Genomic DNA, 12,837 nt, shown 5'->3' on the forward strand with positions numbered 1-12,837 from the left:
TCCTTGCACATTATAACAGTAGCTAGGTTATATTGCAAGCATGGTAAAAGGCTTTCAAATAGGGGTTTTTAACGTCTGCAGAGCATGTTGAATATAGTCGAAAACCCTTTGATATACATGATTTCACAGCTTATCTATTGTGCATTTTATTCGATCAAAGCAATTTTTCTTCAATATTTTTTCGTCATATTGACAAATTAATCGTTTCTTATTTGTTAATTTATGTTGTTTGTTTTCTTTGTTTAAGCCTTCATTTGCTATGAATATTAGGTTAAAATAGGTTAAAGTCATTTATCGGAAATGACTTCAGCAAATGCAAGGGAGTGATGCTTATGGTCAGAATAATTGTAGGCAGCAAAGGAAGCGGGAAAACCGCACGTCTGGTGGATGATCTTAATGCACAGGCATTTAGTGATTCAAACAACATCGTATGTATCCAGTACGGACATCGACTGGACAGACTGGTCAAGTATAAAATACGACTGGTCGATATCATGGAATATCCTGTAAATGGATATCAGGAACTCTTAAGTTTTATAGCCGGTATAAGTGCTAAAGATTATGATCTAACCCATGTTTACATTGACAGTATTTACAAAGTGGCAGGTAGTAGTGATCTGACTCAGCTGGAAACTTTTTTGGGAGATCTGGAGGAATTCTCCGATAAAAACAGTCTTAATGTAACGATTATGTTAAGTGCAAAAATGGACGAGCTTTCGGAACAAATCAGGAAATACAGTCAGCCTCTGGAATAGATAACTAAGCTGATTAATAATAAAAAAAGGGATGCTTCAGAATTTTGAGGCATCCCTTTTTATTTTCCTATTAACTTTACAAAAGCAAATTATACTTCTATTTCATTATTCCAGCTCATCATTGCTCTGAGTTCACGACCAACCTGTTCTACCTGATGCTCTGACTCAATACGGCGGCGAGACATAAAATTAGGTCTTCCTGCCTGATTTTCCAATATCCAGTTACGTGCAAAAACACCTTCCTGAATTTCCTGCAAAACTTTTTTCATTTCTTTCTTTGTTTCATCTGTAATAATTCTGCGACCGATCGAATAATCACCATATTCTGCAGTGTCACTTACAGAATAACGCATCAGCGATAAACCACCCTGTGCAATCATGTCAACAATTAACTTCATCTCATGCACACATTCATAGTAAGCATTTTCAGGATCATATCCTGCTTCAACCAGAACTTCAAAACCAACCTTCATCAATTCTGAAACACCACCGCATAAAACAGCTTGTTCACCAAAAAGATCAGTTTCTGTTTCTTCACGGAAAGTAGTTTCCAGCATACCTGCTCTGGCGGCACCTATACCAAAGCCATAGTCAAAAGCTATATCACGAGCTTTACCTGTAGCGTCCTGATAAATAGCAAAAAGGCCAGGCACACCGCGACCTGCCTGATACTGGCTTCTGACAGTATGACCAGGACCTTTAGGAGCAACCATAAATACATCTATATCGGCGGGAGGTATTATTCTACCAAAATGAATATTAAAACCATGTGCAAAAGCTATAGCTTTGCCAGGTTTAAGATTCGGGAGTATGCTTTTCTCATAAAGCTCTGGTTGTTTTTCATCATTGATCAATATCATGATCACATCTGCTTTGGCTGCTGCGTCTGCAGCTGTAGCGACACTTAATCCTGCAGCTTCAGCTTTTTTCCATGATGGGCTGCCTTCATAAAGTCCAACAATAACATTAAATCCACTTTCATGCAGATTAAGAGCATGTGCATGTCCCTGGCTCCCATAGCCTATAATAGCAACGGTTTTACCATCAAGTGCATTGGTACGGCATTCATTTTCCTTGTAAATCTTTTTCATTTTATCCTCCTACAAATATATATGGTCATAAACCTTATTTATTTTTCTTTGCCTATTATACATCAAAGGCTATCAACATTCATTGCCTGCAAGCCTCTTTCGATAGCAATTGTACCTGTTCTGACCATTTCCAGAATATCATAAGGCTCAAGCATATTGCGTAAAGCTTCTATTTTGTCTTCACCGCCACTAAGTTCAATAGTAAGTGTGTCAGGAGAAACATCGATTATATGTCCTCTGAAAATGTCAACAACCTGCATAACTTCAGCTCTGTTCTGTGCCTTTGCCTTAACCTTTATAAAAACAAGTTCTCTTGAAAAATGATCTTCAGGTGTAAGATGCCTGACCATTAGAACATCAGGTAGTTTATGTAGTTGTTTAGTAATTTTATCAACCAGTTCCTGATCACCCTTTAATGTAACGGTTATCCTGGAAATAGACTCATTTTGTGTTGTACCTACCGCCAGACTTTCAATATTATATCCTCTTCTGGAAAACATATTAGTTACTCTGGTTAGTACTCTGGTTAGTACTCCGGCACGATTTTCTACTAATACCGAAAGGCATTGATTTTTCATGCTTAGCCTCCAAAAATAAATTTTTGCTACTTTTCAAATTATCACTTTTTGAGCTTAAGAGCAACCTCTAATAAGCTTTGTGCTGATTATAGTCCTAAAACAGTAATTTTTATACTTATATTCACTCACGATTAGATAATAGTTAATCTGCCCCGAACATAAGTTTGACTTTTTCCGATTTTCACGCTAATATCATTATAAAGAACTTATGTTCCTTTTGACAAAGCAGATATAGGAGTTTTTTTATGAACACATCAGAAAAGCTTAATATTTTAGGCGAATCCGCTCGTTACGATGTATCTTGCTCAAGCAGTGGGAGTGACCGTTCCAACAATGGCAGCGGAATAGGTTCAACTTATGCTTCAGGGATATGTCATAGCTGGACCGAAGACGGCAGATGTGTTTCATTACTTAAAGTTCTTCTAACTAATTATTGCGAATATGATTGTCTCTATTGTATAAACAGAAAATCAAATGATCATAAAAGAGCCATGTTTAAACCGGCGGAGCTTGCAGATTTAACAATGCAGTTTTACCGTCGCAACATGATAGAGGGATTATTCCTTAGTTCCGGTGTATGGAAAAGTCCCGATCTGACAATGGAACAGATGATAGAGGTTCTGCATTTGCTGAGGAGAGAACATAATTTCCAAGGATATATACATGCCAAAGCTATTCCGGGATCTTCCAGTGAATTGATAAAAAATCTGGGAATTCTGGCTGATAGAGTAAGTGTGAATATTGAGCAATGCACACCTCAAGGTCTCAAAATGCTTGCCCCGGAAAAAAATGCCGCAGCAATTTCAAAGCCTATGCTTATTTTGCGAGATGGTGTTGCAGAATATAATTCACTCACTGTCAGGGAGAAAAAAACACGACCTTTTTCACCAGCAGGACAAAGCACTCAGATTATAGTCGGTGCCAGTCCTGAAAAGGATTTACATATATTGAAAATGTCGCAAAAAATGTATGATCAGTATCAACTAAAAAGAGTTTATTACTCGGCATACATGCCTGTTAACTCAAACCCTCTTCTACCGGCAATTACACAGGCACCGCCTTTACTGCGCGAACACAGACTATATCAAGCCGATTGGCTGATGAGGTTTTATCGTTTCAAAGCTGATGAACTTGTTTCACCACAAAGTCCAGATCTTGATCTCGAAATAGATCCCAAATGCCATTGGGCATTACATAATCTCGATAAATTTCCGGTTGAAATAAATAAAGCTGATTTTGAGCTTTTGTTACGTGTACCGGGCATAGGAGTTATTTCTGCACGCAGAATAATTGCTGCCAGAAGATATCACAATCTCCAACCTGAAAATCTCAAAAGAATGGGAATCGTTCTAAAAAGAGCTTCCTGGTTTATTACATGCAGTGGCAAATATATAGCTCCATTTTTGCCGGAAGCGTCTCAGCTGAGATATCTTTTATCTGATAAAGCAGGAAAGCAAAGGCAAAGTGCCAGACAAATATCTATCGAGGAGCTTCAATATGATTTTGCGAATTGAAAATAATTTTGATGCCATGCTTTCGGCAATTGCCTGGTGCTTTCGCAACAACAAAAAACCTGATGAATTTGTGACAGGTAATGATTGCCCACTCCTGACAGAAACCATATTCACAGAGCCGGAGCCCGATATAGTCAACACTTTTCATAAAAATCTGTCTGCAAGAATTAACCCCGCATCAGCAGCTGAAATAATGCATGATGTGTGGTGTGCCTGGCTTTCTGAAATAGCAGGTATTGAAATGAAAATATATAATTATTTGTATACAGCAATAAAAATGGCATATGATCCGGCGGGCAGAACAGATCTGCCTGAAATATCAGCAGTTGTGAAAGCTGTACGCAAAGCCAATGCTATGGCTCATTATTATCTTGGTATATTAAGATTCCAACTTATAAACAGCAATGACGAAGAAGAAATATATCTGGCAGATATTGAGCCTGATTGCAATATTCTGCCATTGATTATAAAACATTTTTCTGAAAGATTTTATGATCAAAACTTTGTTATAAGAGATCTTCGCCGCAGCTTTGCAGTTTATCACAAAGCCCACGGCAAAACCTCTCTATTTGAATTTGATTTGAATGAAAATACTCAGCTCCCGGCTGTCAGTCTTGGCAAATCAGATTACATGTCTGAAATGTGGAGTGATTATCTAAATCACCTGACAATTCCTGAAAGGAAAAATCAGAAACTGCAAAATGGAAATCTGCCAAAAAAATACCGTAAACATATGACCGATTTTAAACCAGAAAATTAGTCGTCCAATCCAGGCATTATAAGATCACCTGGCAATTTACCTGCCGGTATCATCGGATATACATTGGTTGAACCATCCAGCATTACATGTACGATATAAGGTCCTTTTTCAGCAAGCGATAAATTTATTTCACGCCGCAAGCTTTCAGGATCAGTCGCTTTTCCTGCTTTTATATTATATGCCTCGGCAATTTTAAGGAAATTTGGATTAGTTTCCAATATTGTATGACAATATCTTTCTCCAAAAAACAATTCCTGCCATTGCCTTACCATACCAAGACAGCCATTATCCATAATAAATATTTTAACAGGCATATTATGACTGGCGATAACACCCAGTTCTTGAACTGTCATCTGAAAACCGCCATCACCAACAAACAAGACTGTTGTTCTATCGGGATAAGCAGTTGCCGTACCCATAGCAGCAGGCAATCCAAAGCCCATTGTTCCTAAACCACCGGAAGTAATAAAACTACGTGGTGATTCAACTGGGAAATGCTGTGAAGCAAACATCTGATGCTGTCCCACATCTGTAACAAGTATCGGGTCCTGTCCTTTAAGTGCCTTTGCAACCTCGTGAACTACATATTGCGGCTGCAAAGGATCAGTTGGTTCATACATTGCTTGTTTCAGCTCTTCATATCTGATTTTTTTGTTTTTCAGCAATTCCTGCCAGTCTGCCCAACGATCAGAAAAACTGCCACAAGTCTTCTCATCGGGCTGAGCCTGCAGCATAGTCTTAAAAAAGTCTGCTGCATCATCTTCAATTTGTATATGAGCATTAACATTTTTGCTTATTTCAGCCGAATCTATATCAACCTGTATAACTACTCTGTCATTTTCTTTATTATATATTTCAGGGTCTCCAACAATGCGGTCGCTAAATCTTGTACCTACAGCCAGCAAAAGATCACAATCAGCCAAAGCTTTATTTGCCTGTGGTGTACCATGCATACCAAGATTGCCAAGATATAATGGGTGATCTTCCACTATAGAACCTTTACCCATCAGAGTTGTAGCCACAGGTAAGCCTATGCACTCGGCAAAAGATCTCAAATCTTTGACCGCTCCTTCAGAGATTATGCAGCCGCCCCCTGCCAGAAGCAGCGGTCTTTTTGCCTTGGCAAGGGCAGCATAGACCTGGTCAGACATAGAGGCAGTTCTCACTCTTGGTGGTCTGTGCCTCACATAAGTAGAAGTTGCGGTCACAGAACCTGATTCTGACAAATCAATCTCCATTGCCATTATATCCTTAGGAATGTTTACCAGCACCGGTCCAGGTCTATCTTCGGTGGTCATCTGCCAGGCCTCTTCAAGAATAGGCAAAAGTTCTTCTGGTTTCATGACCAGATAATTATATTTAGTTATCGGCTGGGTAATACCCGTGATATCAGCTTCCTGAAAAGCATCTGATCCTGTAGCCTTCCTCGCAACGGCACCTGTTATTGCAAGCATAGGTACTGAATCAAGCATGGCATCAGCAAGTCCTGTTACTAAATTAGTAGCACCTGGTCCAGAAGTTGCAATCACAACACCCGGAATACCTGTAGCTTTGGCAAATCCCTCAGCAGCATGGGCAGCACCTTGCTCATGCCTCGTTAGAATATGTGGGAAATCTGCTTTATATATGGCATCATACAAAACTATCACCGGACCTCCGGGATAGCCAAAAGCATGATTAACACCCTTTTTTTTCAAAAAATCAACTATTATTTCTGCACCGTTCACTGATAATCCTCCTCTCGGCTGTTTCCAAAATTCTCTGATAATTCATAGAATCAGTCGATTATGCGTGCACCACGACTACTTACATCAACATTTTTCTGATATCTTTTAAGCACGCCGGCCAAATTTCTGTCAGGAGCTGGTACCGGATCCCTTTTACTTAATTCTTCGCTATCAACCAGCAATTCTAATTTTCTTGCCGGAATATCTATCTTTATACGATCATTCTCTCTGACATATGCCATTGGTCCTCCGACTGCCGCTTCAGGACAGACATGTCCAATAGACGCACCTCTGGTAGCTCCGGAAAAACGGCCATCCGTAATAAGGGCAACACTATTATCAAGTCCCATACCAGCCAATGAAGCTGTAGGTGAGAGCATTTCTCTCATACCTGGACCACCTTGAGGACCCTCAAATCTAATAACAACTACATCGCCCGGATTAATCTTTTTGGCAAAAATAGCCTCACTTGCTTCCTCTTCACTGTCAAAAACTCTTGCCGGACCTTCGTGAATCATCATTTCCGGCAAAACAGCTCCTTTTTTCACAACACATCCTGCCGGTGCCAGATTACCAAATAACACAGCCAGACCACCATCAGCTGCATATGGCTCTTTATAATTCTTTATAACCTTGCCATCGGAGCCTTTGCTCATAGATAATTTTTGTTGCAAGCTACCTGTTACAGTGATGGTATCGGTGTTGATAAAACCACCTTTTGCCAATTCCGCCATTACAGCTGTTATTCCTCCCGACTCGTTTAAATCGGTAATGAAATCCGGGCCGGCAGGGTTAAGCTTGCAAAGCTGCGGCGTTGAATCACTGATTTTACTGACTTCCTTGAGATCAAGTTCATAACCGGTTTCTCTGGCTATTGCAAGCAGATGCAGAATTGTATTTGTTGACCCGCCAAGAGCCATATCAACACATAAAGCGTTTCTTATTGCATCAGGTGACATTATTTCTTTGGCAGTTATCCCCTGATCAAGCAATTCAACAATTCTCTCACCTGTCATTCTCGCAAGTCGAATTCTGTCCGAATAAACAGCCGGAATTGTTCCCGAACCTGGCAAAGTAAGGCCAATAGCCTCTGTAAGACAATTCATAGTATTGGCAGTATACATTCCAGAGCAGCTTCCGCAGGTAGGACAGGCAGACATTGCCATCTCATCTAGTTCAGACTCACTGATTTTACCGGCTGAATGTGCTCCAATAGCTTCAAACATATTGCTTAATCCCAGCTGGTCTTTACCAAAACGACCGGGAAGCATAGGACCACCGCTTACAAAAATACTCGGCAAATTCATTCTTGCCGCAGCCATCAGCATACCCGGGACAACTTTATCACAACTGGGGACAAAGACTACTGCATCAAAAGCATGTGCCATTAACATAATTTCACAGCTATCAGCGATAGTATCACGACTAATAAGTGAATACTTCATGCCTGCATGATTCATTGACAAACCATCACAAACTGCTATGGCAGGAAATTCAAACGGAACTCCTCCAGCCTGACGAATTCCCGACTTAACAGCATCGGTCAATGTTCTCAAATGAATATGACCAGGAACAATTTCATTAAATGAATTTACAACAGCAATAAAAGGCCTTTTCATTTCACTTTCAGACAAGCCGAGAGCATAGAGCAAAGAACGATGAGCCGCACGAGCAGGACCCTTCTTTATTGCATCACTTTTCATATTTTTATCCGGTAAAGTTCTAAGTACTTTACCTTCTCCTTTCTGATTCAGGCTTGAAGTTCTTTTACAACCAGATCACTGATCTGACGGGTTCCTATCAAAATCTGCTGATCATCAGCCTGATTATTCTGATAAATATCACCTGTACGATAACCTTTGTCAAGAACAGATGCTACGGCTTTCTCAATTATCACAGCCTCTTGTTCAAGATTGAGCGACAATCTTAACATCATTGCAGCAGACAGAATGGCAGCTAAAGGATTAGCTTTATTCTGACCTGCAATATCAGGTGCAGAGCCATGTATAGGTTCATACATTCCAGGGGTTCCGGAAACACCAAGTGAAGCAGAAGGAAGCATTCCTATTGAACCGGTTATCATTGCAGCTTCATCTGAAAGAATATCACCAAACATATTTGTTGTCACTATAACATCAAAGTCATCAGGTCGTTTGATAAGCTGCATAGAAGCATTATCGACATACAGGTGATCAAGCTCCACTTCAGGATAGTCAGCTGCTGTTTTTATAACAATTTCTCTCCATAATCTTGAGCTTTCAAGAACATTAGCCTTATCAACACTAGTCAGTTTTTTGCGTCTCTTCATTGCCATCTCAAAGCCAACTCTAGCTATTCTCTCGATCTCAACAACACTATATGCCTCGGTATCATATGCCAGCTGACCCATCTGACTGTCTCTTCTACCTCTATCTCCGAAATAAATACCGCCTGTAAGTTCTCTGACAAAAACCATATCAATGCCACGTTTGGCGGTGTCAGGATGTAAAGGACATGCCCGGGCTAATGCCTGATGCAAAACAGCTGGTCTGATATTAGCATATAAACCTAATTCCGATCTCAAACCAAGCAAAGCTCTTTCCGGTCTTTTGTCTCCGGGAAGTGTATCCCACTGAGGTCCGCCTACGGCTCCAAGCAGAACCGCATCACTTTGTTTACATCCTGCTATAGTTGCAGCAGGTAAAGGTTCTCCCGTAGCGTCAATTGCTATACCACCTGCCAGCAATTCCTGAAAGGAAAAATCATGGCCTTTTAAGCCTGCAACAGTTTCCAGAATCTGACGTGTGCAGTTAGTCACCTCCGGTCCAATACCATCACCAGGTATAACTGCTATTTTATATTTTCCCATTTTATATTACTCCTTGTTTCTTTTTAGCAATGTACCCAACCAGGCCATCTGATTCTACTATTTTTTTAATAAATTCAGGAAATGGCTCTGCCTGATAAGTTTCGCCACTGGTCAAGTTACTTATAATACCGGTATCAAAATCTATAGAAAGTTCATCGCCTTCATTAACTGCTTTCGATGCCTCAGGACATTCCATGATAGGAAGGCCCATATTAATTGCATTTCTATAAAAAATTCTGGCAAAGCTTGGAGCAATAACACAGCTAACACCACTTGCTTTAATGGCAACAGGAGCATGTTCTCTAGAAGAACCACAGCCAAAATTAGGACCGGCTACAATGACATCACCTGGTTTCACTCTTTCTACAAAAGTTTTATCGATATCTTCCATGCAGTGTGCTGCCAGTTCCGAAGGTACTGAAGTATTAAGATAACGTGCCGGAATAATTACATCCGTATCGACATTGGCACCATATTTAAAGGCTTTTCCTTGAGCTTTCATAAATATTTCCTCCTATTGGTTATAATCATATTTCATCCGGGGAAGCAATAACGCCTTTTATCGCAGAGGCACAGGCAACAGGTACACCTGCCAAATAAACTTCTGATTCAGGATGACCCATTCTGCCGACAAAATTCCTGTTTGTAGTTGCTACACATCTTTCACCTGCAGCAAGTATACCCATATGCCCGCCAAGGCAAGGTCCACATGTCGGAGCACTGACAACAGCACCTGCATCGATAAATATTTCCATCAAACCTTCACGGAGACATTCTCTGTAAACTCGTTGTGAACCTGGTATTACTATCAGGCGCATCCCTTTACTGACCTTCTGTCCCTTAAGATATTGAGCTGCAAGACGCATATCTTCCATCCTGCCATTTGTACATGATCCAATAACCACCTGATCAATTCGGATTTCTTCAAAGCTTCCTACCTGACGGGCGTTTTCCGGCAGATGCGGGAAAGAAACAGTCAAAGGAACTTCAGACAGGTCTATTTCAATTGTCCTGATATAATCTGCATCTTCATCGGCTTTATAAACCTCATATTCATTTGCTTCATATTTTTCAGGAGCAAATGTTTTTATATAGTCTAAAGTAATTTCATCTACAGGGAAAATACCATTTTTGCCGCCGGCCTCAATTGCCATATTACAAATCGTCAGACGGTCAGCCATATCAAGAGAGGAAACCCCATCACCGGTAAATTCCATTGATTGATAGAGAGCTCCATCCACACCAATCATACCTATTATGTGCAATATAAGATCTTTACCGGTAATACCCGAGTTAAGCTTACCTTTAAGTCGGAAATTAATTGCTTCAGGAACACGAAACCAGGTTTGTCCTATCGCCATCGCACATGCCAGATCAGTACTTCCTACACCGGTGGCGAAAGCTCCTAAAGCACCATATGTACAAGTATGAGAATCCGCTCCAATTATTGTATAACCAGGCATTACAAGTCCGTTCTCAGGCAATACAACATGCTCTATACCCATTGCTGCCTCGCCTTGTTCATAATAGTTTTCAATATCAAATTCATGAGCAAAACGTCGCATCTTTGCACAGTGCTCTGCTGACTTAATATCTTTATTAGGTGTAAAGTGATCAGGAACCAAAGCAACCTTGGATTTATCAAAAACATCTTTTGCTCCGGTTTTTTCAAAAACAGAAATTGCAGGCGGTGTTGTTACATCATTACCCAAAACCAAATCCAGTTTTGCTTCTATCAACTGACCTGCATTTACCTTTTCCAGACCTGCATGAGCAGCCAATATTTTTTGTGTCATCGTCATAGCCATTTTATTATTCCTCCCAGCCTAATTGTTTACGCATAAGTTTATATTCCAGAGAATCAACCAGAGCATGCCATGAAGCTTCCAGAATATCCGTTGATACTCCCACGGTTCTCCAAACCATATGTCCATCTGTTGATTCAATCAAGGTTCTTACTCTTGACGCAGTTGCATCTGCGTTTAAAACTCTTACCTTATAATCGGTAAGCCTGACATTAGTCAGTTCAGGATAAAAAACCTTCATTGCCTTTTTCAATGCACGATCCATAGCATTTACAGGTCCTTCACCTTCCGCAGCAGTTGTTTCGTCAACACCTTCTACCAGAATTTTTATAAAAGCATAGGCACTGTACTCCCCTGTCTGCGGTTGTTCACTGGCAATACGAATTTTTTCCAGATTGAAAAATGGTTTATATAATCCCAGTTGTTTGCAAACAAGAAGCTCCTGAGATGCTTCTGCACCTTCAAAATGATATCCCTGATGTTCCATCTCTTTCAATTTGTGAAGAACAACGGCTACTTCAGGAGCATCCTTGGCAATATCAGGACGCACTCTCCTGATAACATCAAGTACGGCAGCACGCCCTGATATCTCTGACATTAAGAAACGGCGCGCATTACCAACAGACTCCGGGGGCACATGCTCAAAGGTAGCAGGGTTTTTCTTAACACCATCAACATGCATTCCTGCCTTGTGAGTAAAAGCAGATACACCTACATAAGGCTCACCATTTGGAATAACTATATTAGAAATCTCGGCCATTGCCCGCACAATAGGAGTTAACAGTTCAAGCTTTCCCTCAGGCAGACATCTGATATTGTATTTTAATTCCAGATTTGCAATTATTGTTGCCAGATTAGCATTGCCACAACGCTCACCAATTCCGTTTATTGTACCCTGAACATGGCTTGCTCCTGCCATAACTGCAGCAACAGAGTTTGCAACTGCCATGCCTGTATCATTATGGCAATGTATTCCTATTTTTATGCCAGGCAGTTTTGAAATCAACTCCGAAGTCACTCTTGCAACTTCTTCCGGCATGGCAGCACCATTAGTATCACAAAGGCATATACATTCTGCTCCACCGTTTTTAGCCGCAAGCATGCACTTTAAGGTATATTCCTGATCATCTCTCCATGCTTCAAAAAAATGTTCTGCATCAAAAATTATTTCCTTTCCTTTTGACTTAAGCCAGGAAATAGTATCTTCTATCATTGCCAGATTCTCTTTTTTTGAAACTCGAAGTACTTCTCTAACCTGAAGCCCCCAACATTTACCAAAAATAACAATTGTACTTGTTCCTGCGGATATTAGATCTGCAAGCCCCTGATCATCCTGAGACTTGAAACCTTTTCTTCTTGTGCTGCCGAAAGCTGCCAAAATACTGTTTCCGGTTCCTCCGGACTGATATCTGGCAAAAAACTCTCTATCCTTCGGATTTGAGCCCGGATTTCCAGCTTCAATATACTTTATCCCCAATGCTGCAAGATTATCCAAAACCTGGAATTTATCATTGACTGAAAAGGATATTCCTTCCATCTGTGCCCCGTCGCGCAAAGTCGTATCCAGGATCTCAACTATTCGGTTTTCCATATAGATCCTCCTTGACCAAGTTACAACAATCATCTGTCTTTTATTAATTATCTTGACCAAACAAATGATATGCTGCAGGAATTAATTTGTTTAAGAATGCATTTAACCAGCATAATACAAGAATACTCCTGGATACTTAATTTCACAATGTCACACTGACAGGTTTTT

11 protein-coding genes are annotated in these 12,837 nt (G+C 40.4%); 3 read left to right on the forward strand and 8 right to left on the reverse strand.

Going from position 1 to position 12,837, the window contains the following annotated elements; genetic code table 11:
• Positions 1-332: 332 nt before the first annotated feature.
• Entirely contained in the window at positions 333-755 is a 423-nt protein-coding gene (locus AC0KSB_RS13390) for a hypothetical protein (RefSeq protein ID WP_472310120.1), read from the forward strand.
• Positions 756-844: 89 nt separating this feature from the next.
• On the opposite strand, the gene ilvC is transcribed toward AC0KSB_RS13390, so the two are convergent.
• Together ilvC and ilvN are read right to left on the reverse strand one after the other, a co-directional pair.
• Positions 845-1,846 (reverse strand): ketol-acid reductoisomerase, encoded by a 1,002-nt coding sequence (ilvC, locus tag AC0KSB_RS13395; protein WP_472310122.1) that lies wholly within the window; start codon positions 1,844-1,846, stop codon positions 845-847.
• 62 nt (positions 1,847-1,908) lie between these two features.
• Positions 1,909-2,424 (reverse strand): acetolactate synthase small subunit, encoded by a 516-nt coding sequence (gene ilvN / locus AC0KSB_RS13400; RefSeq protein ID WP_472310124.1) that lies wholly within the window; start codon positions 2,422-2,424, stop codon positions 1,909-1,911.
• A 245-nt stretch (positions 2,425-2,669) separates the two neighbouring features.
• Between ilvN and AC0KSB_RS13405 the strand changes: the two genes are divergently transcribed.
• Together AC0KSB_RS13405 and AC0KSB_RS13410 are read left to right on the forward strand one after the other, a co-directional pair.
• Positions 2,670-3,938 carry a putative DNA modification/repair radical SAM protein gene (locus tag AC0KSB_RS13405; protein WP_472310126.1) on the forward strand — a complete coding sequence of 423 codons (1,269 nt, stop codon included), beginning with the start codon at positions 2,670-2,672 and terminating at the stop codon, positions 3,936-3,938.
• Positions 3,922-4,698 carry a TIGR03915 family putative DNA repair protein gene (locus AC0KSB_RS13410; RefSeq protein ID WP_472310128.1) on the forward strand — a complete coding sequence of 259 codons (777 nt, stop codon included), beginning with the start codon at positions 3,922-3,924 and terminating at the stop codon, positions 4,696-4,698. Before AC0KSB_RS13405 ends, AC0KSB_RS13410 begins: the two co-directional genes overlap by 17 nt.
• Here AC0KSB_RS13410 and ilvB read toward each other — a convergent pair.
• The 6 genes from ilvB to cimA are packed head-to-tail and all read right to left on the reverse strand — an operon-like array spanning position 4,695 to position 12,669.
• Positions 4,695-6,425, reverse strand: a complete 1,731-nt coding sequence (ilvB, locus tag AC0KSB_RS13415) for a biosynthetic-type acetolactate synthase large subunit (RefSeq protein WP_472310130.1) — start codon at positions 6,423-6,425, stop codon at positions 4,695-4,697. The two genes, AC0KSB_RS13410 and ilvB, sit on opposite strands and share 4 nt — an antisense overlap.
• Before the next feature lie 50 nt (positions 6,426-6,475).
• On the reverse strand, positions 6,476-8,128 hold the full coding sequence (gene ilvD, locus AC0KSB_RS13420) for a dihydroxy-acid dehydratase (protein ID WP_472310132.1): 1,653 nt from the start codon (positions 8,126-8,128) through the stop codon (positions 6,476-6,478).
• A gap of 47 nt (positions 8,129-8,175) precedes the next feature.
• Positions 8,176-9,273, reverse strand: coding sequence for a 3-isopropylmalate dehydrogenase (gene leuB, locus AC0KSB_RS13425; RefSeq protein ID WP_472310134.1), 1,098 nt, complete (start codon positions 9,271-9,273; stop codon positions 8,176-8,178).
• Between the two features lies 1 nt (position 9,274).
• The gene (gene leuD / locus AC0KSB_RS13430) at positions 9,275-9,775 is read right to left on the reverse strand and encodes a 3-isopropylmalate dehydratase small subunit (protein WP_472310136.1); all 501 of its coding nucleotides are present in this window, start codon (positions 9,773-9,775) and stop codon (positions 9,275-9,277) included.
• 25 nt (positions 9,776-9,800) lie between these two features.
• On the reverse strand, positions 9,801-11,081 hold the full coding sequence (leuC, locus tag AC0KSB_RS13435) for a 3-isopropylmalate dehydratase large subunit (RefSeq protein WP_472310138.1): 1,281 nt from the start codon (positions 11,079-11,081) through the stop codon (positions 9,801-9,803).
• A 4-nt stretch (positions 11,082-11,085) separates the two neighbouring features.
• A complete protein-coding gene (gene cimA / locus AC0KSB_RS13440; RefSeq protein WP_472310140.1) occupies positions 11,086-12,669 on the reverse strand; it encodes a citramalate synthase in 1,584 nt (527 codons plus the stop codon).
• Positions 12,670-12,837: the final 168 nt, after the last annotated feature.

The organism is Ercella succinigenes (assembly GCF_900002895.1).

What these genes read in the sequence shown, in the direction of transcription:
- leuD (WP_472310136.1), bottom strand. Translation starts at nt 9,775, where the DNA reads ATGAAAGCTCAAGGAAAAGCCTTTAAATATGGTGCCAATGTCGATACG.
- ilvN (WP_472310124.1), bottom strand. Translation starts at nt 2,424, where the DNA reads ATGAAAAATCAATGCCTTTCGGTATTAGTAGAAAATCGTGCCGGAGTA.
- AC0KSB_RS13410 (WP_472310128.1), top strand. Translation starts at nt 3,922, where the DNA reads ATGATTTTGCGAATTGAAAATAATTTTGATGCCATGCTTTCGGCAATT.
- AC0KSB_RS13405 (WP_472310126.1), top strand. Translation starts at nt 2,670, where the DNA reads ATGAACACATCAGAAAAGCTTAATATTTTAGGCGAATCCGCTCGTTAC.
- ilvD (WP_472310132.1), bottom strand. Translation starts at nt 8,128, where the DNA reads ATGAAAAGTGATGCAATAAAGAAGGGTCCTGCTCGTGCGGCTCATCGT.
- cimA (WP_472310140.1), bottom strand. Translation starts at nt 12,669, where the DNA reads ATGGAAAACCGAATAGTTGAGATCCTGGATACGACTTTGCGCGACGGG.
- leuC (WP_472310138.1), bottom strand. Translation starts at nt 11,081, where the DNA reads ATGGCTATGACGATGACACAAAAAATATTGGCTGCTCATGCAGGTCTG.
- leuB (WP_472310134.1), bottom strand. Translation starts at nt 9,273, where the DNA reads ATGGGAAAATATAAAATAGCAGTTATACCTGGTGATGGTATTGGACCG.
- ilvC (WP_472310122.1), bottom strand. Translation starts at nt 1,846, where the DNA reads ATGAAAAAGATTTACAAGGAAAATGAATGCCGTACCAATGCACTTGAT.
- AC0KSB_RS13390 (WP_472310120.1), top strand. Translation starts at nt 333, where the DNA reads ATGGTCAGAATAATTGTAGGCAGCAAAGGAAGCGGGAAAACCGCACGT.